The organism is Stenotrophomonas sp. STEN031 (assembly GCF_056759975.1).
The window spans coordinates 1-20,359 of sequence record NZ_JBRREA010000068.1 but is presented as its reverse complement, the minus strand read 5'-3'; the positions used below and the strand labels follow the sequence as shown (position 1 = coordinate 20,359).

Here is a 20,359-nt window from a genome sequence, read left to right as displayed (position 1 = left end):
CACAGTGCCTGCTTCTGCGCCAATGACAATCCAGGTCGACCCATCATCGCACTTGCCCTCCCGGTCAGCAGCAACACCTATGATGTTGCATCGACCGGTTGAGAGCGCCGCTGCGTATGCTCAGTGGAAGCAGCAATCAATCATCAAGAATGCAAACGACTACGAAACACTTAGCAATGAACTCGCCCAGACGTGGGCGGACACTACGGTCACACAGGACGAAGATGGTCATCAGACATGCATCTTCTCGTTTCCTGAACGTTTCGAAGAACTGAAGCGTCAACACGAAGAACTGAAGCCACGCGCGAAGATCAAGATTGACGACATTTTGGAAGTCGCAATCGCATATTGGATCGAGGCACGGAACGCGTTCAATGAGCAAGACTCTTCCCGAGCTCTCCACGCGCTGCTGGAATGCAATTTCTACCTAGGAATGACCTACTCCCCAAAGACAGAGTCAGAGTCAAAGAGAGAAATCGCATCCAAAGCGCCTATGACGGCCCAGAAGGGCGTTGTCGGAATAGCGATTAAGGTGATGAAAAATTTCACTTTCCCTGAGAATGAGAAGAACGTTGGCCGTCTCCCACAGTTGATAGTTCAGCAGATGAGGAGCTACCCAGGGGGCACTGAAGCGCTGGAGGCATATGACGCCAATACTAAGAAGAGAACAAGGACGGAAACGCCCATAGATGAGCGCTTTGCCGAGGCGATCTTCAACTGGGTGAACTCAGGAAAGAAGCAGCCCGAACTCACGGCCGCCTATCAACAACTCGTTGATAGATTTGGGAAAAATGGAAAATGACAGAAAGCCAATCATGTCAATTCACAAATACTTATAAATGTAAAGACATTGGCTAGCTAAGCGATTCCAAGGTGAATTGGATTCCGTGATCCTTTGTTCAACGCAGCGCAATTGCGCGCTGCGAGAATCCAAAAGGATAACGACAATGATCCACCGATCTTCTTCAATCGCCCCCGCCTTTCCAGGCGCCAACCAATGTGCCGTCGGCGAAAGAGCCAGCACAAACGGCCTCTACCAAGGATCTGGTTCCTTTGCAGATGAGGCACTGGAACGTTTGGAGTCCATCCTCCGATCACTCCAATGCGGTCCAGCCCAGGACCAAGCAATCCGCCTCCCTGAGGTGCTGTCCATTGTGGGCATCAGCAAGAGCACTTGGTATGCCCGCCTTAATCCGCGGCTGCCGTCCCATGACCCCCGAGTCCCCAAGCCTTTCAAGCTGGGCACGTCCGGCCGCTCTCCTTCAGTGTGGTGGCGGTCGGAAGTGATGGCCTATGTCCACGCCTGCGCCAATGCGCACGCGGCGTACTAAGGAGGGCGGCCATGAATAACAGCACTCCCCCGTCCATTGGACACGACGACAGCTTGCAGGACCAGGCAAACCGCTGCGCCGATGCGCTGAAGGCGTTGCAGCCCAAGCAACAGCATCGGAACACCCAACTGTTCGCCATGCTGTACCCAACCATCTTGGAGCTGTTGGATAGGCAAGTGACCCAGAAGGCCATCTTGGAGGTCCTTCAGGCACAAGGCCTGAAGCTGCATCCCGCGCGCTTCAAGGAACTGATGGATCTCCAGGCGAAAGCCATGGGCAAAATCGCTACCAGCAAGGACAGCAAATGAACAAGCACATCCCCTCCTTCCCATTTCCGGCGAATCATTTCTACGAAACTGTCGAGCTGGCCTTCGACGAGGTAATGGATGCCGTTCAATCGCCGGATGCAATGATTGCCAGCTCGTTCCTGACTGCCATGTCCGTTGCCTGCCAGGCTGACATCGACATGATGTTGCCCATCGGCCATACGACCCCATGCGCACTCTTCCTGGCTACCATTGGGGACTCGGGTGAGCGCAAAACGTCAACCGACAACCTTGTTTTGAAGCCGATCTATGAGTACGAACTTGCACAGACTGAAGCCTACAAAGCTGCTTCGGAGAAGTACAAGGCCGAGCGTCGGTACTGGAACGCTACTCAGAAAGCACTAGATCGAATGATTGCCAAATCTGTTCTCGATGAGCCGCGTGAGTTGCGCGAACGCTACGATGCGTACATGGCAGCGGAACCCTCCAAGCCCGCACTCAAGCGCATCGTGCTGAAGAACACTACGGAGCGCGCTTTGATCAATGCGATGCGAGGGCAGAGCAAGTCCATAGCACTTCTTTCAGATGAAGGCGAAACCTTCGTGAAAAGCGGTGCGGCCCGCGGTCTTGGCACGCTCAATAAGGTATGGGACGGCCCCGCTATCGCGACGCTTGATCTTGCGAAAGAGATCATCGAGGTCTACGCCCCTCGACTGACGCTCAGCTTCATGATCCAGGAAGGGCCTTTCAACGCATTTTTGGACAAGCCGAACAACATGGCACGAGCTTCCGGCTTCTTGGCCCGCTTCTTGCTGTGTCATCCCGAGTCAACGCAGGGTCACCGGGTGACCAAGAACCGGCGCGAAGACGGCAGCTCGCGCCACCCTGCGCTCGACGTTTTTCACGGCAGGATCACCGAGCTCCTCCACGAACGCGATACTCGCCATGCTACCGGTGATCGCAGCAAGAGGATTCTTCGCTTCTCCCCCGATGCAAGGGCAAGGTGGGTCGAGGCTCAGAACCTGATTGAGCTGCAGATCGGGAAGGGCGGCGCCTATGAGGAAATACGCGACTTTGCCTCCAAGTCCGTAGAGATTGCCAGCAGGGTGGCTGGCATCCTTCATCATTTCGAGGGGCTTGAGGGCGATGTAGTCGAGCGATCGACGCTGGAGCGTGCGCTTTCCATCGTCGAATTCTATTTCAGGGAGTTCAAGGAGAAGTTTGGTAGCCACAATCAACTTCCTGAAGACGAGAAGGACGCGTTGGCATTGAAGGATTACTTGTGCTCGCGCTATTGGGAACGCGACTACAATCACGCACCTCGCAACGATGTCCGGAAAAATGGGCCAATCCGCCACCAGGGTCGGTTTTGCTCTGCCTTGGACTTGCTGGAGGCAGACGGAGTGATTCGAGTGGAGCGGGAGAACTACCTCCAACGCTCAGGCAGGCACTTGATCATACTTAACCCGGTCGTCTTCGGTGCCAGGGGTCATCTTTAGGCCTTCCAAGGTTTTCACTATGGCCGCCCTTCGGGGCGGCCTTTCTTTTTGAAGCCAAGTAAAACGTCCGAGCGCGTTCAACGTCTTTTGGGGGCCGACAACAGTGCACGGAATGCTACTTTGCCCTAATTGGGGCAAAGTAGCATCGAGTGCGAGATGCTTTGGGGGAATGGTCCGAGTCTTTCGGACCGCACCGGCAAGAAGATCAACGAATGCCTTGGCCCTGAAATGCCCGCCTTCCATCGACGTACGCCAGCCTCTCCGTTACTGACATTGACCTGATCCGCGCGGGCCCCAAGTGACGCTCAGGGCGACGTGCGACACCCTGCTGCTCCAACGTCCTGTGGTCGAGCACTCCCTCAAAGCCGTGCCGTTCCAGATGGCCATTGAGCACAGCAGCCACATTGCACCGCAATGCAATCAACCTGTCACGCAACTGCACACGGGTCATTCCGCCGCCATCTTTCCTACACCCACCTGCATCAGGCCGTACACCGTTGTATCGCCGGAACATCTGAAGCTCATCCCGTTCGATAGCGTCTGGCAACCGATCCGACACCATCAGATGCATGTGCGTATTGACCCTGGCATCGAGTGAAGCCTGGGGCTCATGCACCGCGAACTGATATGGCTTGGATCCCGCCAGCAGTCTGACAAGGTCCTCCACCAAGTCGCGGAGACCCGATATACCGATTTCATTGGGAAGCGCGACGATCATTTCCCGATACGCGCTTCCGTTCTCCCGCTCGTGCGCATCAGCAGCTTTCCATAGCTTTACTGGATTGCCGTCTGCCCAGAAAGGTAAGTTCCCGCTACCGGTCAGCACCAGATCGTCTCGTCCTCGAAACTTACCCTGCCTGGCTATGTACAGGCTGTGCGGTGCCGCCCTGCCTTTGCCACCGGTCTTCACTTCGAAATGGAACGTGGCCATATGGAGCCTCTCTCTTGAAAAAAAGAAAAGGCCACCCACGCTAGTAGGTGACCTCTATGGAGCGGCTTAAACGCTGCCGCGCTAGGTTGCCAGAGAGAAACGGTAAGTGCGCAGCCCCTTCTTTACCGCCCCTTCTGTTGCACGCTAGGCATCTGAAGGAGGATTGATTGGCTTCTCACGTCTATCCAGCATCTCTCATACCTTATGCATGTTTGTGTAGAAATTCACAGCAAGCATCATGCTCTGCCATCAAAGCGCTTGAGCAGTGCCGTCATCCTCGGGATAGATCTCCAGCCACTTCCCATCTTTGAGCAGGTAGTCCACCTCGTACTCAGCCGTCGGGCAACACATGGCATCACCCTCGCCTTGCCCTAGCTTCTTCATCTTCACCATCCCATCGCCGTAGGATATGCCCTGCACCTCCTCTCCGTAGCCCGACACCGGTGTGGAATAGATGAACTTCAACTTCCCGCTCTCACTGAGGAATGCAGCTAGGTGCGTGGAGTAGGCATTGCTTCCGCCTCCTCCCTCCAGTACGAAGAGCACAGCGCGGTCCTCGACACCATCACCGTTCAGATCACCCTTCACGATCTTGCGCGCACCAATATTCTCTTCGTCGTGCCCGTTCATCGCGGCCTGCGGAGCAAGCGCCTCATTGATTGCAACCTCATTCTCCGCCTCTGACGCTACCGGAGCTTCTACGGGAGGGGTCGCAGATACAGGCGTACAACTCACCGCCTGGACCTGTTCCACTGTCAGCCCTGCAGGAACCTTGCATCCCGCCAGGTTGATATCACCTTCTTTCGAAAGTGACTCTGCCTTGGAGCAAGCTGACAGCGCTACGACTGACAACGCAGTGGCTACAAGAAATCCTTTGATGTTCATTGATACTCCTTCGAAGCCCCTAAGGGCATTGGTTGATATGGTGTGGAATGCACTAGGGCATCTACACGCATCATTGAAATGACTCTGAAAGTTCCCTAGCTGAGCGGGCGCGTGTCGGGACTAGGGAACGCCCTGCGCTTGACCCGCAGCTAGGCTCATCGGCACTGGCCAGCAGCTACCTGTACTTGCTCGGCAAAGCCCATTGGTGGATAGCCACGCTCGTCTATGGCGACCAACCCCTCTTCGCCGTAATGCTCTTGTAGCTTGTCCATCGTGCAGGAGCACTGTGCTTTCGGGACACCGCTGCTCATGCAGCTATCGATGAACTCGCCCCGGACTTTGTCCAGCTGGCTTTTGCAGCCTCCGAGTGCCACCAGAAGCATTGCTAGCAGAGAGATTCTGATCAGCATGCTTACCGCCTCCTCACAAGCGCCAGCACGGCGATGATCACGAGAACCCAGATCACGCCACTGATCAGCTTGCCGATCGACGGGAACATCACTGCCGGCCACACCAGGGCTTGGCCGAGGTTGTAGAAAAAACCCTTGTACGCGTACCGCCCCCAGATATCGAAGCAGATCGCAGCGATGAGTACGGTCACGCCGTACACGCCTATCAAGTACTTCATGTGTTTCCTCGTTGGTTAGAGTTGGTGGGTTTGTTTCAGATGCTCACTGACGGCCTCGAACAGCAGACGCAGGTCGTCAGGGTTGGGAATGCTCAAGCTGATGAACGGCTCGCCCTGGATCCGTACGTGGGCGCCGTGAGCAGTGATCTGTGTTAGGCAGCCCAGCAGGCGGGTATCCACCGATTCGAACTTGGCCTTGCCCCGGATCTGGGCCTCGGTGATCAGTACACCTTCCCTGGCACCGCCGAACACGGTGTCGTCGATGAGCACGACTATGTCTTGGGCTCGCAGTCCTTCCCCGTAGCTGTCCAGAGCTCCCAGGAGCTTCTTCCTCGGGATGTGGGGAGCCACGAACACGCGCTCGAAGGGCTCATTGCTGAACTCGAGCCCTTCCAAAGCTTCTCGGAGTGAGCGGAGCGGCGGAGGCTCTGGAGCCTTGGGTTCCTCTGTCCGGGGACCTGGATCAGCCGGCCTCGCCTGCGCTTGGGTGCGGTCGAAGCGCTCGCGTTGGTTCGGGTCCTTGAGGACGGCATAGGCCTTGTTGACGGCCTGCATCTTGGCCGTCGCCCATGCCACCGCAGCCTCGTCACCCGCGGCGTACCGGTCAGGGTGGTACTGGCTTCGCCGACCCTTGTAGGCCAGCTCTATTTCCCAGATGGGTGCCTCGGGGCGGACCCCGAGGACTTCGTAGTGGTCTTCTTCGAACATCCCTTTTCCCTGCAGAGGCGATAACCGAGCGGTCTTTTGCCCGAACTCGATTGCTCGCTGCTCAATTCCGCTGCCCCAAGGGGTCTAGCTCCTTACTCGACCTTTGCCTTACCTCAATGCCAGTAATGCTAATCGTCGTATGTCGAATAGTAGTATTCAAATCGAGACCATCTGCCGATGGCTCGTGCATCCCACGAAACTCGATTGGTCACCGTTTTCGCCGGAAATGTCCGTCGATTGAGGAAAGAACGTGGACTCTCTCAAGAAGAGCTGGCCGAGGCTGCCGGTGTCCATCGGACATACGTAGGCATGATCGAACGCGGCGAAAAGAACGTGACGATCTACAACATCGAGCGAATCGCAATAGCTCTTGATGTCCCTCCGGGATCTCTTCTCGATTGAGCGTATGGATCTGAAGGGGTTGGAATGCAGACCCTCTCACCCCTAGAGGTCGGCCGCCTCCTCAATCTCTAGCGCCTCGACCAAGCAGGCTCCGGCTCTCATGCGAAGCCTGCTAGCGGCCTCCCTCACCTTCGCCCTCTGCCGCCAATTTCCAGCAGCAGCGCGCTCTATCTCCCGAGCCTGTCGGTCTAGATCAGCCGCTTTGGCACGAGCCGTTGCCGCTCTGGTCATTGACCAGGACGTCTCCGTTTCCTTCATGCTGTTCTCCTAGGTATCCGGGCCTTAGATCTGCCCGAGCTGAGCCATCGAGGTTCCTTGGCTTGCCGACACCACCAGGTGGTCGACGACCCTCACCTCCACCATCGCCAGTACTTCCTTCAATCGCCTGGTGATGGCTCGATCCGCATCTGACGGCTCGCAATGCCCGCTGGGGTGGTTGTGAGCCAGAAGGACCGCCGCCGCGTTCAAGGCCAAAGCACGTTGGACGACAATCCGCGGATGGATCTCAGCACCATCTATAGAACCTGAGAACAGCCGTTCTACGGCGATCAGGCGGTTACGGGCATCGAGGAACGCCACCTCGAAGTGCTCGCGGATCTCATGCCCTAGACGCAGACGGAAGAACCTGCCGGCAACATCCGGATCTCCCAATAGAAGACCACTGACCATTGCTCTGCTCTCAAGAATTTCTAATGCCTGAGAGAGGACGGAGCTGTCACGTTCGTTCAAACCGCTAGGTAGCTCTTCCAAGCGTTGCTTCTGCAGCGAGACATTCATGCGGCTTCCCCTAACAGTTCCCTCCAAGCCTTCTGCTTGAGCAATGCCCCCTGGCCAAACCAGGCTGCATCCAAGCGGTTCTCCGTACTCTGTGCCCGCCGATGATGGTCCACGAACTCGGTGATGCTGTTGAGCAAGCCAAACGCGGTGCCCTTGCTGGTCTTCAAGCTAGCTCCCCTACCCTGGCCGTCATACAGCGCCCGCACCTTCGCAACAGCCTGCTCATTCACGACTGCCTTCCCATCCTGAGCAGCCGGATACGTGAGCAAATTCCGCAGAACCCCATCGACCGAATCAGGGTTCACAGGTGTCTCACAGAGGATCCGCATCCGCTCCACGAAGCCATGCCAGCTCTCAACGGCGATACCCAACTGGCTTTTGACCCTGTCAGCATGGAAGGCACTGCGATGCGGGACCTTGATGGCTCCGGTTCGATCCCCAACAGCGATCTGCAGGGTGTTGTTACACACCACGCGAACTGAGGTGAACTGGGCGGTGGTAGCCAGCGTTCCGTCACAGGCCGTAGCCAGAAGAAGGTACCCATTGACCTGATCCTGTCCCTTTAGGGCCACACCCTGCTCAGTACGGGCCAATGCCCAGAACTTTCGTCCGCCGCGAAGAACCCCAGCGGTTTCCAGCTCAAAGCCGCTGTACCGTGTCAGGTCGCGGTAGAACTCCAGGATCTCCCGCGGCTGGACTACTTGAAAGCGGTTGGACACCACAGCCAACGGTCGCTTGGTGTCAGAGCGATAAAGCACCTTCTGCCCAGGAAATGCCCGGACGGGATACTGATCTTCAGCATCGGCGGCGAATCGCACTTCAGCCTCCTCCAAGGACCAGTTCATGCCGGCGCGCTCACGCCAGACTTCAATGGACTGCCCTGGAGCCAGCTGGCTTCCGATGCCATGCCATGGGACTTGGCCTCCATAGGCCATGGTTTCAACGTGATGCATCTCGCTCTCCTTTCATGGACGGCATAACGCACAAGGCCCGGACAATGCCGGGCCTTGTGGGTCTATCTGGATTCTTGGTTTAGTCGTAGGAATCCCGGCCGAACTGGTCGGGGCGGGTGAACGAACAACGGGCTACGGCCGACAAGATGGCCGCAGCCACAATGAAGACGCAGTAGAGGAACTCAGATTTATCTTTCATACCTAGTACTCGAAGCGATACGCCTACGCGCGGCGCACACGCAAAGCAAGGGGATCCTGCTTCAGCGTAGTACTAAGGGTCTGAAATATTTTCAAATCAAAGACAACCCCGCAAGGCGGTCACCCGCCCTCTCCATTGAGCAGGTGACGGGCGCGGACAACTGGTAATTCCTGCGGAACGAAAGCCCGGATCCACTGGAAGTGCGCGATGCGGGGCCTCGTCGTGCAGACGACCGTCGCAGCATCGCCCAAGGGCACCTCTGCCAAGATGGTCATTGGCTCGATCCGCCCTTGGCGTGGAAGCAGCCACCGCATTAGCCAACGTCAGCTGATGGAAAGTTATCCCCCGGGCCAGGGAAGCCCTGAACAACTCCAAGCCGGTGCGAGCAGGATGGTTGGACTGTTCAGGCCTACCTGCACTACTATCGGACCACTACGGGGAGCTCGATTTGACCTTGATCTTGATGGGCCATGAGTTTGGCCGCGTGGAAGTTCGTCAGCAGTTCTTGCTTCAACACCAGCAACCCGGGGATCAGGGGCTGTTTGCCGTTTCCGACAGCGCGCTGACAGCAAAAGCAACGAGTGATGAGGGCAGCGTGAACTACACCACGTTGTTCACGGGCATTCGGAAGGTCCATGAACTCAAGATCCAGGTGGGGCGACCTGACATTCTTCGCAATGGCCACTTCACCAACAACTTCTACGAAGCATTCAGGGCTCCAGCCTTCCTCGCGTTCGCTGGAAACGCGAACGAAGCTCAACATGTGCTGGCCTTAATTCGCGAGGACTTGGAGAACCTCCAGTTGAGTTTCAGATTCGACCAGCAAGCCGGAGAACCGAAGGGACACATCATCATTCCCAGACGTGCGAACAACCCGATGAGCGAGAACGGATATGCGTGTTCGGAGGAGACGTTTGATCCCGACCAAGTCCAGCACTTGTACACGGCAGATCTGTTCTCGCTCATCGTGGCCCAGGCCATTCAGACCGCACTGCAGTCCTCAATTGAGTACAACCGCACCAGCACTTATCCGCCAACCTTGTCCACGTATGCTTTCGGCATTTGGTGTCAAGTTTCGCGACAGCACAAGCTTTATCGGCTCACCCCACAAAGCACGCTGGTCGATGGCCGATTGACCTTCGTTGCCACCCCAGAGGTCGTCCCGGAGAACAAAGTTCTGGCGCTCGGCACGGAGATCGTAGTGAACGATCTCCCTATCCAGGAGACCTACGACAAGGCGCTAGCAGATGGGGAGTCGCCAGCCAAAGCGATGGCCACACTATTAGATACGGCAGTTGACAAGCAGTTTGCTGAGTTCAGTGGGCGTCCCGTTGATCGTCCGATAACCCGCTACCACCTCAAGAAAGACTTGTTCCGCGAGCTCCGTTAGTAGCACGGGATCCAATGCTTACCTGCAGCCTCGACCAAGGCCTGTTGTCGTAGACATCCATCAGGCAAGCAGTCAATCCGCAGAAATCTGCCGACATCCGGCAGACCATGGTTGAAATGGCTACGCGCCAAACTTGAGAAGACGCAGCTTCGGCGCTGGATCCGGCCTCTCAATCTTGTACATCTTGTTCAACTCGCTGGCATGCATATGCAACATGGCCTCGAAGTCGGCCATGGTGTAGCCCAGTTCCTCGGCATGAGCACGCAAGATGTCATTGAACGCCGTAGCGTGTTCGGGGGCAAAATCAACTTCGACAGGCTCTTTGAGTCGATACCCGAGTTTACTCATCTGGCGCCACAGGTAGGTACTTTGCATGTCGGTGATACAGCCCAGCGCCTTGGCACGCATAAGCAGTGCCCCCATGGAGACCTTCCAGATTGACTTGAGGGCAGCAAGCCTTGGCAGAGTAATTCCATGCATCAAGTCGCCGCGTATGTCCTGCGCGGGCATCAACAACTCCGAAGCGAACACATCCGCCTCGCGCTCCATGTCCGGGCTTGGCATGCGATGCATGATGGCGTGTGCCAGCTCATGCGCCAACGTGAAGCGCTGACGGTCTCCGGGCATGGTCTGATTGAGAAAGATGCAAGTCGGTAAGCCCGGCGGCTGCAGGGTCAGACCGAACACACCAATGCTCTCGAACTCACACGGCAACACAATGCACCCGGCTCGCTCCACCAAGGCGGTCAGGCCGTGGAGCGGACCGCTGGGGACTCCCCAATGGCGGCGGACCAGCTGCGCTACACGAGCAGCATCGCCGTTGTAATCGTCGATATCGAAGCGCGGCAACGTCAGTTCCGGCTGATAGTCCACGGACGACAACAGCCGACGAAGATGAAGCAGGCGAAGATTGATCTCCGCCTCCAACTTGTCAGTGGCTTTGGCACCCACGCTGGCGCTCTTCCGGTAGTTGATACTGACCGGCACGCCAAATACGGGGTCCGTCTCATAAAAGAGGGACGCAGGGAAGGTGAGCGCTCGGGCCAAAGATTCGATCAAGTCTGGGCCCGGCTGCATAAGACCGGCCTCACATTTGGAAATGGCGGCCTGGGTAACCCCGGCCGCCTTCGCCAACTGGACCTGACTCATGCCCCTCGCCTGCCGTGCCACCTTTATCAAGGCTGCATTGGCAAGCGGAATAGTCATGTTTCGTTCTCTTTCTTCTTTTCGCGCTCGGATTTTACGCGGATCTTGATCGTCTTCGGAGTAGGTGCAGGAGGCGTCGGGCCCGTCGGAGACGTGATCGACACCACATTCCTGCCCTCGTCCTTGCGCAGCAGTGAGCTACACCACAGCACCCTCCCCTGATCTCGAGCTACCAGCAGGATGTCCTGCACGGCAGTCTCCAACTTGTTCAGGACGTACGTCACCTCGAGCCGTTGCACAAGGGGGATACCCGGCAGGTCTTCCTGCTGATCGTGGTAATCCAAAGCTGCCTGGGTGGGGTAGTTGCTCGTCAGCCCGCCTGCGTCGCTCTTCTTGAGGCGGAAGACCAGACCATCGATGTGGAACCAGCAGCTCTGGTTCTTGGGAATGATCTGGATTTTCGGGTCATTGGCGAAAGCCGTCTCCGCTCCACAAGCCAGCTCTTCCCAGATGTAGTTGGCCCGGCTACGCCTCCGCTTCCAGCGGCCACTTTTGCCACTGGCCATCCAGTCAGCCCATGCCCCCATCATGACCCGTACGATACGGGCCATGTAGGGTGTCAGTCGCTCTTCGACTTCGGTCTGGGTCAGCATGGCCAGTCTTTATATTTGGACGGCGAAATATAACCACATCTATAACTCGACATGCAAGCGCCTGCATGACACGCCCCCCCTGAAAATACCCAACGCATTGATTTTCAATGCCATTTTTTTAGAAGCCAGCGCTCCCATACCTGACTTGCAAACAGGGGCGCCTCCTGGCTGAACCACACCAGGTCTGTTCGCACGGGGCAGAAACCCTCAGCTTGGATGTCGAAAAGCGGGCTCAAGGCATGGGACGCCTCTGGCCTCCATCCCGGCTTGGCGGGTGTGGGCCTGACCGCAGCTGCAAGACCCCACGACCGCACTCTGGACATGGTTCCAGGGCCTCGCCATCGATGGGCTCGATCGTTATGTGTTCCTTCTTGGCACGGGACCCGCGGGTAGGACCTAGCGCCGCCGCCCGAGCCCGGGGCTACCTCCCTGGACAACAGGGCTGCCGCCGCGCCGCCTGCGCTCGCCTTCGTCCGGTCCCAAGGCGCGCTCCATGCGTTCCTTGGCATTGCGCGGCGGGGGCCGTGGTGGAACGACCGGAGGCAGCTTGGCGATTTCCTCGCGTGTCATGGGCCCATTCCGCTTCTGGCTACCCTTGACCTTCTTCTTACGGGTCGCCTTCTTCTGCCGCTCCTTCTGGATCTGGGCTTGATGTCGGATCCGCGGGATCACCCCCTTGACCAGCTTCTCGGCCTTGAGGCGGCCGTATCCAAAAACGCGCATAGCGTCGTTGACCATGCGCTCGAACAACGCCTTCTCGTCGTCCTGCAAACCCGTCATTCCTGGATCGTCCCCCTGCCCCTCTACTGTTTGGCCAGGTCACTGGCACAAGGGGTACGCCCTTGGGGTGGGCATTGGCCACCGCGAAAGCGGCCACCCTCGTGGCTTGCTCCAACGCATCCTTCGTCATGCCGTCCTCTGGCCAGGCCTGAGTAAGTTGGGCAATAACGCCCCGGGCCTCCTTGCCAGACAGGTACTGCAGGCAGGTCAACAGCGACCATTGTGTGACAGTGGCTCGCGTAGCAGACGCCCGGTGTCTTCCTCTGCCATACGCTCGGACAACACCACGGAGATAGTGCCACGGTGGCCAGCTTGACGTTGACCAGGGGTGGGTGCTTCCTCCTTGGCGAGGGGCGGTTGTGGTCCCTCATGACTGGCGACTCCCCGTTGAGCCCGAACTCAGCAGGTCGCTGTTCTCCAAATATTGCCGCAGAACCGACTCGGGCTGCTGACCATGAAACAGGGATCGGAATATCATCCCCTCCAACAGCATCATCTCCTCGCCAGCAAGCGAGAACATCAGCCCCTTGCCCCTGTAAACAATCGGACCGACACCCTCGGCACTCGCTCGCCCCAACTCTTTTCGTGTTGCGTAGCGCACATCCATCCCCGCCATTTCACACACTTCGATCAGCTGCGGAATGGAAACAGCGATACAGACGTTCATGCGCCCAAAGACCAGATCCATCTTGATCTCATCGGACAGAACCCCGGAGAACACCGGCGGCGCCAAGGGGACGTGCATGCAATCTGCCAGCCGAATGATGTGGTAGTCCTGCTCCACATCCCCCACAAGACTCAATGCCATGAGGAACATCATGTGTCCGCTGATGGCCAACTCGCCTGCGTAGGCGCCCATGAAGATGGGGCCTTGCACATCATATGCCCAGCTCTGCTTTTCCTTGGCGGTCTCGGTAAGTTTGGCCAGAGCCGCGTCCCAGTTCTCGATAGGGAAGAAGGGCTCCGGGATCCGCACTACCTCTCCAGTGTCTGGATCCTTCGCTTGGCCGGTGGACATGACATCCCGCAGGTGAGTCATGCGCGCTTTCTGGCGTAGCACACGCCCCATCTGCTTGACAGTCTTCGGGCTCTCCGTCTTCTCGACGATCTCGCGGAAGGTCTCGCATCCAGAGGCCTCGTAGAACATCGCAAGGTCCATGACGTGCTTGTTGTGCTTCCCTTCCTTGACCTCGATGTACGACGTGTGCCGGTCCGCCGACACGCTCATGATGTCGCCCACCTGGACAAAGGAAGTCAGATCGGTGATGAGTGGCATGCAGCCAGGGTCCTTCTCTCGAAGCTCCCGGGCCACACGAAGGACAGACTCGAAGTTCGACTGGGACAGTTCAGGCTGCCTCTGGAACTTGTAGATCCGGCGGGCATAGCACAACTGGCCGCCCAGCATTCCCCACGCGATGGTGTCAGCGATCGCCCGAAACAACAGCTGTTCGGAGACATCCAGCGGCACCCCGGTGGCAATACGGGCGGCCATTTTTTCCTGGGCAGCAAACATCCCTTCGTGGGCTAGTTCATGAAACTTGCGCCGAAAGTCCGCGTCCGTCTTTAGCCGGTCAGAGTTCAGTTCGTCCCACAGTTCCCGGCTACCAGCACACGCGAGTTCCACCAACTCCCTGGCCAAGGTTTCCAAGTCAGGCCGCAGCGTCCTAAGTCTGAGCCGTTTTTCGATACTCTCTGGGATCTTGGGCTCGCTCATGTCATTCCATGACTGGCAGGTTGCAGAAGAACTCCGGCATTTCTTGCTCCCCTGCGTTCGTCGCGCCTACTTCTGTGCTTTCAGCTGTGCCGATTTCGGATCGTAGATGTAGTCCGTGATCGAGCCATCCCGAATACGGCTTACAGCCTCGTCAATAGCCTGCAACGGCACTAGGAACCACTCGCGCGGCTTTACGGGCTTGCCGAACCGATCTTCAATGATCAGTTCCAGCTGCGCGGGCGCAAAGATCTTGTGGAAGAGGTTTTCCAGCTTCGTGCGATTGATATGGGCCAGCTTGTAGGTAGCCACGATGTCCACGCCTGCCAGTAGATAGGTAGCATCGTCCTTGGCCGCGGCAATGCGTGTTTCTACCTTCCCGCCCGTCACACCGATCTTGTGGATCAGCTCGCGGTGCTGGGCCACGAACGGATGGTCAGACCTGCTTTGCAGCACGTAGATGGTCCCGCTTTGGATGTCGTCGGGCTCCAAGGTGTCGCCGAACAGCGGCCCGTTATCCGCGTCGGTAATACGCCGCCCCGTTTCGTCCTTGTATAGCGCTCGTTGCAGCGAGCGCTGCAACAGGTTGCTCTCCGTCCCGTTCGAATAGATGACGCGCATGCGAGCATCGGCTTCCCCGTTCGGGGCTCGGATGGACTCGCCGACCTCGGCAACATAAGCCATTTGTCCACCCAGAATGAAGAAGTTGCCTTGCAAAACGCTGGCGTCACGCCCGAACCGCAACGTCTTCCGCCTTCCGTCCTTGAGGTCGTTCTCCACGCTCTCGAAAAGCGGCTGGAACTTCCCGAAATCCTCGCAGCGCGTACGGTTGGCGATCTCTTCTGCCGCCTTACGTTCGGCAAAGGACGCCACATGGCGTAGTTGGGTGATGTCGCCCTCCACAGCCGGCGCATCGACGCCCAGCTCTGCCAACAAGGCATCCTCATCCAGTTCGTCCGGATTGACGGTCGCAGCCGCCTGTCCGTCCAGCAGTCCGGCGGCGTCCATGGGGGCCAGCAAATCGCGCACCTCGGGGATACCGCGTAGACGATCCAGGCGCACTGCGTACAGCCGCTCAAAGATGTCCCGATCCTCGCCATGCTGGGGTGCGCGGCCATGAGTTTCAACGAAACGCAGGATGTCCTCAAAGCCAGCGATAAGCCGCTCCTGCTGCGCCGTATATGTGCTGGCCTTGGTGGGCGCTGCCTCAACGCCCAAGGCTTCTAGCAGGTCATCGTCGTCCATGTCAGCCATTGGCCTGGGCCTCCTTGGCCTTCTCTTCAGCCCTGTACTTAGCAAAGGCCGCTACGCCTTCGGCCATTCGCTTCTCCCACGCGTCTGGCGAATTGATGTCAGGCAGCCGCCCCTTCTCGATCTTGAACTCCAACGCCCGCTTGGCCAGTTCACGCGCCTCTTCTTTTGGAATGTTCACGCGCTTGGCCGAGATGCTGGCTTGGACTTGGCGTAGCACCTTCTCGTCCATGGCCTTAGCCAGCACCGAGTAGGCCGCCTCGAACGGATTGATCCGGTCGATCAGGTCGATGTCCAAGTCTCGGACGTTGATAAACTTGCGCACCCCGTCGATCAGAGCGGTATTGCCCTGCTGCTCGCTTGCGGCGCCACCCGCTTCGGCCTTGGCCAGCGCCTGCTTGGCCTGCTGGGTGAGGTTGAGCGCTGCAATGGCATGCTGGCGAATGGCTTCCTGGTCGGCGTCACTCAACTCCGGATAGCGGTCGCGCACGATCTTGCCCATCTGCACCTGTGTCAGCTCTTCGGGCAGGGTGTTGTCATTGAACAACCCGTTCTCGATAGCCGTCTTGTCCTGAACGAACGCGGTGATAACCTCGTTCAAGTCCTCCTTGCAGATCCGTTTGGCTTCTTGGGTTTCAGGCATGGTCAGCCCACCAATCTCCACGTGGACCTGGCCCGTTGTAGTGTTCACGCCGACGTTGGAACCACCCTCGACATAGCCTCCTTCGTACTCGAAGCCTTCGAGCTTGCCTTGGCTTTTGGGCGTGAACTCGAACCGTGGTGCCAGCACCTGCTCCATCAGCAGGCTTGCGGCAATGGCTTTCAGCGTGTCGTTCACGGCTGCCACGACTTCGGCTTCGCCTGCAGCCGGCTCGGCAATCAGGTTGGTGAAGCGCGAGCGCTCCTTGCCGGGGGCATCGCGGGTGGCCCGGCCAATGATCTGGACGATCTCAGTCAGGCTGCTGCGGTAGCCGATCGTCAAGGCGTGTTCGCACCAGATCCAGTCGAACCCTTCCTTGGCCATGCCCAACGCGATGATGATGTCCACGTGGTCGCGGTTGTTCTTCTGCGCAGGGTCTTTCAGCGAGTTCAGTACCTTGGCACGCTTGGTCGCGTCGCTGTCATCCACCAGATCGGCCACCTTCAACACCGACCCATCGGCGCGCTCGACCAGATGGAAGCCCGTCGCCGGATCTACACCCTTCCAGGTGCCCAGCGCCTCCATGACTTCCTCGACTTCCTTGTACTTGTCCTGCAGGCTTTCGCGCGAATTGACGTTAGGGATGTGGACGATGGTTTTCAGTGCCGGATCGAGCACCTTGGTGATCGCATCCAGGTAGCGGCCCGTGTAGAAGAAGTAGCCGATTTCCAGCGACTTCAAGTAAGTGTAGCCGTTCAACTGCTCGTAATAGGTGTACGTCACCGTCTCGAAACGGTTCTCGTCCTGCGGCGCCAGCACTGCCACCGTGTCGCCCCGGAAGTAGGAGCCTGTCATGGCCACCAAGTGGACGGACCCGGCCGCAATCAGTTGCGTGAGCTGACTACCCAGCACGTTGTCCGGATTGCTGCTGACATGGTGGAACTCGTCCACTGCCACCAGTCGGTCGTTGAACGCAGCAATCCCGTATTCCTCCACAGCAAAGCGGAAGGTGGCATGCGTGCAGACCAGCACCTTGTCCTCGCTTTCCAGGAAGCGCGCCACAGCCCGGACCTTGCTCTTGTCGGCCTTGACTTCGTCGTCGCCGGGGGCGTTGCACAGGTTCCATTGCGACTCGACCTTCCAGTCCGCCCAGAAGCCGAACTTGGTCAGCTCCTCGTCGGAGAAGCTGCCACCGATGGCCTTTTCGGGCACCACGATGATGGCTTGCCTGAGCCCTTGGTTGTGCAGCTTGTCCAGCGCAATGAACATCAGGGCGCGAGATTTGCCAGAGGCAGGCGGCGACTTGATCAGCAGGTACTGCTCGCCCCGCTTGGCATAAGCTCGTTCCTGCATAGGGCGCATGCCTAGGGCGTTGACCTTGCTCGACGTGCCTGTACGGGCCGTGGCAATCGAGACCGATGGGACGGCCTTCGTTCCTTCCGATGTCATTTCCGCTTCCCTTTCTTCGGCTTGGCTTGGCCTGCCGTCATCTTGGTGTACAGGTCGAACAGCTTTTCCAGCCGTTCGGTGTCGTTCTTAAACTTCCGACCGATGTAGATGCGCTCCAGCACCTCATCGTTCTTTTCGTGCGCACGCGCAAGATCTTCTGCCATTGGGTTTTCGGGATCGTAAAGCTCTGCAATCGAAGCAGGAAAATTCACTTCTCTTGCCAACAATATCGCTCTTGCCGATTCCTGCATATCTTGCTTCTGCTGCTCAGTTGGCGCGGGCATTGGAAAGGCGTTGTAGGTAATTAGCGAAGAATACCGAATGCCCGAACCCAACCCGCCGGAGATTGCCTCCGCCCATACGCGATGCATTGTGGATGCAAGAACAGACATCACCCAGATGTCATCCGTAAACGCCACGAAAGCCAGGTCCGTTGTTACGGTCGTGCTTGGTACGTAGTTGGGCGTGAGGTACTTGATTCCCTCAACTGTATTTTTTGGGAGAACAATTGAACTTCGCTCCTGATGACACCGCTGCGCAAATCTGTGAGGAATCTTTGCATAACCAACCGTTGTTTTTGCCTTAGATTTTGCGCGGAAATCTCGTGTCTTCTCGATGCGCTCTCTTACAGGAGGAAGTGACATCGCGAAATCGACTTGATCGTCATCAATCCAAAGACAAGCACGGCGAGTCCCGTTGCGGATCTCCGTTGTACCAATGAGTGGCCGCACGATGGCAGCCGCCTTAGGAAATTCAGAAAGAAGATTTCGCTCCTGCTCATCCTCAAGAATCAGGTTGCCATCGTCCCTTGCCATGTTCCCGGAAACGAGCTTCGGAAACAGGGGCATCAGTGGACGATCCGACTTACCAATAAAGCCTTCGACGCCAGGGATCAGATAGGGAGAAATTGATTCTACTTCGCGCATAATTTCACCATCGTATATGCGCTTTTTCTTCGACCTATCTCGCGAGACCCCGATAATTACACACCAGACCCCTGCATTCTGCTGGGCGTTGTTCTCCCACTTGAATTGCGTGTGACAGAAGTGGATGGATTCTCCATTTTGATAGAGACGAGACCAAAGCAGCTCCACCTGTTCGCCACGGGCTATCGAATTGGTTGACACAAAGGCAAAATCTGACTGACCTCCATTCGAGTAATGAGACGCCTTTAAGTACCAAGCAGTGACGTAATCACAATCCTTATAGTCATCACCCTGCCCGAAGACGAACTCCATATCACTCTTCTGCGCCTTACTTTGCTTTCTCGCCCCCTTAAATGGCGGATTTCCACAAATGAAGGTTTCACCGCCTTCATTTTCAAACTCAATTTCAGGCTGACTTGTTGCTTTATCAAACAGGTCACTAGAAACAACTTCCACTTTTGTTCCCGAAGGTGGGCAGGCTTTCAGCCAGTCCAAACGCAGCGCATTCCCGCACGTGATCCAGTTCTGACTATCCAGCGGCAGCACGTCTTTCAGCGCCTCCTTCTGGCCGCGGTACAGCACATCGCACTGGAACTCGGCGATAATCAGGGCCAGACGCGCAATCTCGGCTGGGAAGTCGCGCAGCTCGATCCCGCGGAAGTTTTTGATCGGGATTTCCGAAGCCAAGTTGGCTTCACCACGGCGTCGGTTGATCTCGGCTTCGATCTCGCGCATCTGCTTGTACGCAATGACCAGGAAGTTGCCGCTGCCGCACGCCGGATCGAACACGCGAATGTGGGCCATGCGCTTGCGCAAATTCAGCAGCTTGATCTTGTTTTCGCCCGCCATTTCCAGTTGCGCCCGCAGGTCATCCAGGAACAGTGGGTTGAGCACCTTCAAGATGTTGGGCACGCTGGTGTAGTGCATGCCCAGCGCACCGCGCTCTTCGTCGTCGGCCACGGCCTGAATCATCGATCCAAAGATGTCGGGATTGATCTCCCTCCAGTCCAACTGCCCGGCTTGGTACAGGTAGGACCGGGCCGTGCGGGTGAACTTGGGCACGTCGGTGCTGCCGGAGAAAAGCCCGCCATTGACGTAGGGGAACTCGATGGCCCAACGCGGAATACCCCCAGCTGCCCGATCCTCCGTCTTTGTGTTCATGGCGCGGAAGATCGTGCCCAGCACCTCGTGGACGTTGGCCCCGTCGCGCTCGCTCATCTGGTCCACGGTGGCCGTGAACATCGTGGCGCCGGGGAAGATGTCGGTGTCTTCGGCAAAGAAGCAGAAGATAAGGCGGGCCATGAAGTGATTCATGTCCGGCCGACGCGCGGCCGTTGCCCAGTCCGGGTTCTCGCGCAGCAGCTCGACGTACAACTTGTTCAGGCGACCGGTGGCCCGAACGTCGATGGGGTTCTCCTTGATCTCCCGGATCGTGGAGATACCTGCCAGCGGCAGGAAGAAGCCGAAGTGGTCGGGGAACTGGGGAAACTCACAGGCGATGGCGTCGCCCGTGGTCAGCTCCTCGGCTTCCAGCGTGGTGCCGTCGGTGGCCAGCACAAACTTCGCCTTAGCCTGGGTGGTCTTGGGGCTGGCCTTCAAGGCCTTCAGGGTCTGCCCCACCTGACCGGGCTCGGCCACGGCGATGTGGATATGGTTGCGCTGCAGCACACCACCGGGGACATCGGAAGCGTTGCTTTCGCCCTTGCGCAGGCGGGCGATGGTGGTTTGAATCGCCCCGTCTTTCCCGGAGGCTCCAAACCTTGAGAGGATGGAGCCATGAGCAACAGATTGACGAGGTACGCACCCGAGGTGCGTGAGCGGGCGGTGCGGATGG

The 20,359-nt window shown here is 57.7% G+C and carries 19 protein-coding genes; 5 read left to right on the top strand and 14 right to left on the bottom strand.

Annotated features, from left to right (window positions below; all coding sequences use genetic code 11):
* The 3 genes from ACVOLQ_RS19775 to ACVOLQ_RS19765 form a co-directional block, all read left to right on the top strand.
* Positions 1 to 802, top strand: an 802-nt coding sequence (locus tag ACVOLQ_RS19775; RefSeq protein ID WP_481529058.1) for a hypothetical protein, incomplete at its 5' end; no start/stop codon positions are given.
* Between the two features lie 540 nt (positions 803 to 1,342).
* Entirely contained in the window at positions 1,343 to 1,639 is a 297-nt protein-coding gene (locus ACVOLQ_RS19770; RefSeq protein ID WP_481529057.1) for a hypothetical protein, read from the top strand.
* Complete coding sequence (locus ACVOLQ_RS19765; RefSeq protein ID WP_481529056.1) at positions 1,636 to 3,096, top strand: YfjI family protein; 1,461 nt, start codon at positions 1,636 to 1,638, stop codon at positions 3,094 to 3,096. Before ACVOLQ_RS19770 ends, ACVOLQ_RS19765 begins: the two co-directional genes overlap by 4 nt.
* A 205-nt stretch (positions 3,097 to 3,301) precedes the next feature.
* On the opposite strand, the gene ACVOLQ_RS19760 is transcribed toward ACVOLQ_RS19765, so the two are convergent.
* The 5 genes from ACVOLQ_RS19760 to ACVOLQ_RS19740 all read right to left on the bottom strand — a co-directional run bounded on the left by ACVOLQ_RS19760 (position 3,302) and on the right by ACVOLQ_RS19740 (position 6,248).
* The gene (locus tag ACVOLQ_RS19760; RefSeq protein WP_481529055.1) at positions 3,302 to 4,027 is read right to left on the bottom strand and encodes a MobA/MobL family protein; all 726 of its coding nucleotides are present in this window, start codon (positions 4,025 to 4,027) and stop codon (positions 3,302 to 3,304) included.
* A gap of 249 nt (positions 4,028 to 4,276) precedes the next feature.
* On the bottom strand, positions 4,277 to 4,912 hold the full coding sequence (locus tag ACVOLQ_RS19755) for a hypothetical protein (protein WP_481529054.1): 636 nt from the start codon (positions 4,910 to 4,912) through the stop codon (positions 4,277 to 4,279).
* A 155-nt stretch (positions 4,913 to 5,067) separates the two neighbouring features.
* Entirely contained in the window at positions 5,068 to 5,322 is a 255-nt protein-coding gene (locus tag ACVOLQ_RS19750) for a hypothetical protein (RefSeq protein ID WP_481529053.1), read from the bottom strand.
* A gap of 2 nt (positions 5,323 to 5,324) precedes the next feature.
* Positions 5,325 to 5,540, bottom strand: a complete 216-nt coding sequence (locus tag ACVOLQ_RS19745; RefSeq protein WP_481529052.1) for a hypothetical protein — start codon at positions 5,538 to 5,540, stop codon at positions 5,325 to 5,327.
* 15 nt (positions 5,541 to 5,555) lie between these two features.
* Positions 5,556 to 6,248 (bottom strand): J domain-containing protein, encoded by a 693-nt coding sequence (locus ACVOLQ_RS19740; protein ID WP_481529051.1) that lies wholly within the window; start codon positions 6,246 to 6,248, stop codon positions 5,556 to 5,558.
* 204 nt (positions 6,249 to 6,452) lie between these two features.
* Between ACVOLQ_RS19740 and ACVOLQ_RS19735 the strand changes: the two genes are divergently transcribed.
* On the top strand, positions 6,453 to 6,650 hold the full coding sequence (locus ACVOLQ_RS19735) for a helix-turn-helix domain-containing protein (RefSeq protein WP_481529050.1): 198 nt from the start codon (positions 6,453 to 6,455) through the stop codon (positions 6,648 to 6,650).
* Positions 6,651 to 6,932: 282 nt separating this feature from the next.
* On the opposite strand, the gene ACVOLQ_RS19730 is transcribed toward ACVOLQ_RS19735, so the two are convergent.
* Positions 6,933 to 7,427: a JAB domain-containing protein gene (locus tag ACVOLQ_RS19730; RefSeq protein ID WP_481529049.1), complete on the bottom strand. Its 495-nt coding sequence runs from the start codon at positions 7,425 to 7,427 to the stop codon at positions 6,933 to 6,935.
* Complete coding sequence (locus ACVOLQ_RS19725; RefSeq protein WP_481529048.1) at positions 7,424 to 8,380, bottom strand: DUF932 domain-containing protein; 957 nt, start codon at positions 8,378 to 8,380, stop codon at positions 7,424 to 7,426. Before ACVOLQ_RS19725 ends, ACVOLQ_RS19730 begins: the two co-directional genes overlap by 4 nt.
* Before the next feature lie 647 nt (positions 8,381 to 9,027).
* Between ACVOLQ_RS19725 and ACVOLQ_RS19720 the strand changes: the two genes are divergently transcribed.
* Positions 9,028 to 9,969 (top strand): hypothetical protein, encoded by a 942-nt coding sequence (locus tag ACVOLQ_RS19720; protein WP_481529047.1) that lies wholly within the window; start codon positions 9,028 to 9,030, stop codon positions 9,967 to 9,969.
* A 120-nt stretch (positions 9,970 to 10,089) separates the two neighbouring features.
* On the opposite strand, the gene ACVOLQ_RS19715 is transcribed toward ACVOLQ_RS19720, so the two are convergent.
* The 7 genes from ACVOLQ_RS19715 to ACVOLQ_RS19685 all read right to left on the bottom strand — a co-directional run bounded on the left by ACVOLQ_RS19715 (position 10,090) and on the right by ACVOLQ_RS19685 (position 20,295).
* The gene (locus ACVOLQ_RS19715; protein WP_481529046.1) at positions 10,090 to 11,175 is read right to left on the bottom strand and encodes a helix-turn-helix domain-containing protein; all 1,086 of its coding nucleotides are present in this window, start codon (positions 11,173 to 11,175) and stop codon (positions 10,090 to 10,092) included.
* A complete protein-coding gene (locus ACVOLQ_RS19710) occupies positions 11,172 to 11,768 on the bottom strand; it encodes a hypothetical protein (RefSeq protein ID WP_481529045.1) in 597 nt (198 codons plus the stop codon). The genes ACVOLQ_RS19715 and ACVOLQ_RS19710 overlap by 4 nt, the downstream gene beginning before the upstream one ends.
* A 396-nt stretch (positions 11,769 to 12,164) precedes the next feature.
* The gene (locus ACVOLQ_RS19705; RefSeq protein WP_481529044.1) at positions 12,165 to 12,548 is read right to left on the bottom strand and encodes a hypothetical protein; all 384 of its coding nucleotides are present in this window, start codon (positions 12,546 to 12,548) and stop codon (positions 12,165 to 12,167) included.
* Between the two features lie 367 nt (positions 12,549 to 12,915).
* Complete coding sequence (locus tag ACVOLQ_RS19700; protein WP_481529043.1) at positions 12,916 to 14,262, bottom strand: hypothetical protein; 1,347 nt, start codon at positions 14,260 to 14,262, stop codon at positions 12,916 to 12,918.
* A gap of 66 nt (positions 14,263 to 14,328) precedes the next feature.
* The gene (locus ACVOLQ_RS19695) at positions 14,329 to 15,513 is read right to left on the bottom strand and encodes a GIY-YIG nuclease family protein (protein ID WP_481529042.1); all 1,185 of its coding nucleotides are present in this window, start codon (positions 15,511 to 15,513) and stop codon (positions 14,329 to 14,331) included.
* Positions 15,506 to 17,599, bottom strand: coding sequence for a DEAD/DEAH box helicase (locus tag ACVOLQ_RS19690; RefSeq protein WP_481529041.1), 2,094 nt, complete (start codon positions 17,597 to 17,599; stop codon positions 15,506 to 15,508). Before ACVOLQ_RS19690 ends, ACVOLQ_RS19695 begins: the two co-directional genes overlap by 8 nt.
* A complete protein-coding gene (locus ACVOLQ_RS19685; protein WP_481529059.1) occupies positions 17,596 to 20,295 on the bottom strand; it encodes a class I SAM-dependent DNA methyltransferase in 2,700 nt (899 codons plus the stop codon). Before ACVOLQ_RS19685 ends, ACVOLQ_RS19690 begins: the two co-directional genes overlap by 4 nt.
* Between the last annotated feature and the right edge of the window lie 64 nt (positions 20,296 to 20,359).

Excerpts from the sequence above, each read along its gene's own strand:
- ACVOLQ_RS19710 (WP_481529045.1), bottom strand. The coding sequence starts at position 11,768 with ATGCTGACCCAGACCGAAGTCGAAGAGCGACTGACACCCTACATGGCC.
- ACVOLQ_RS19765 (WP_481529056.1), top strand. The coding sequence starts at position 1,636 with ATGAACAAGCACATCCCCTCCTTCCCATTTCCGGCGAATCATTTCTAC.
- ACVOLQ_RS19725 (WP_481529048.1), bottom strand. The coding sequence starts at position 8,380 with ATGCATCACGTTGAAACCATGGCCTATGGAGGCCAAGTCCCATGGCAT.
- ACVOLQ_RS19690 (WP_481529041.1), bottom strand. The coding sequence starts at position 17,599 with ATGACATCGGAAGGAACGAAGGCCGTCCCATCGGTCTCGATTGCCACG.
- ACVOLQ_RS19695 (WP_481529042.1), bottom strand. The coding sequence starts at position 15,513 with ATGGCTGACATGGACGACGATGACCTGCTAGAAGCCTTGGGCGTTGAG.
- ACVOLQ_RS19745 (WP_481529052.1), bottom strand. The coding sequence starts at position 5,540 with ATGAAGTACTTGATAGGCGTGTACGGCGTGACCGTACTCATCGCTGCG.
- ACVOLQ_RS19750 (WP_481529053.1), bottom strand. The coding sequence starts at position 5,322 with ATGCTGATCAGAATCTCTCTGCTAGCAATGCTTCTGGTGGCACTCGGA.
- ACVOLQ_RS19770 (WP_481529057.1), top strand. The coding sequence starts at position 1,343 with ATGAATAACAGCACTCCCCCGTCCATTGGACACGACGACAGCTTGCAG.
- ACVOLQ_RS19760 (WP_481529055.1), bottom strand. The coding sequence starts at position 4,027 with ATGGCCACGTTCCATTTCGAAGTGAAGACCGGTGGCAAAGGCAGGGCG.
- ACVOLQ_RS19730 (WP_481529049.1), bottom strand. The coding sequence starts at position 7,427 with ATGAATGTCTCGCTGCAGAAGCAACGCTTGGAAGAGCTACCTAGCGGT.
- ACVOLQ_RS19700 (WP_481529043.1), bottom strand. The coding sequence starts at position 14,262 with ATGAGCGAGCCCAAGATCCCAGAGAGTATCGAAAAACGGCTCAGACTT.
- ACVOLQ_RS19705 (WP_481529044.1), bottom strand. The coding sequence starts at position 12,548 with ATGACGGGTTTGCAGGACGACGAGAAGGCGTTGTTCGAGCGCATGGTC.
- ACVOLQ_RS19740 (WP_481529051.1), bottom strand. The coding sequence starts at position 6,248 with ATGTTCGAAGAAGACCACTACGAAGTCCTCGGGGTCCGCCCCGAGGCA.
- ACVOLQ_RS19715 (WP_481529046.1), bottom strand. The coding sequence starts at position 11,175 with ATGACTATTCCGCTTGCCAATGCAGCCTTGATAAAGGTGGCACGGCAG.
- ACVOLQ_RS19755 (WP_481529054.1), bottom strand. The coding sequence starts at position 4,912 with ATGAACATCAAAGGATTTCTTGTAGCCACTGCGTTGTCAGTCGTAGCG.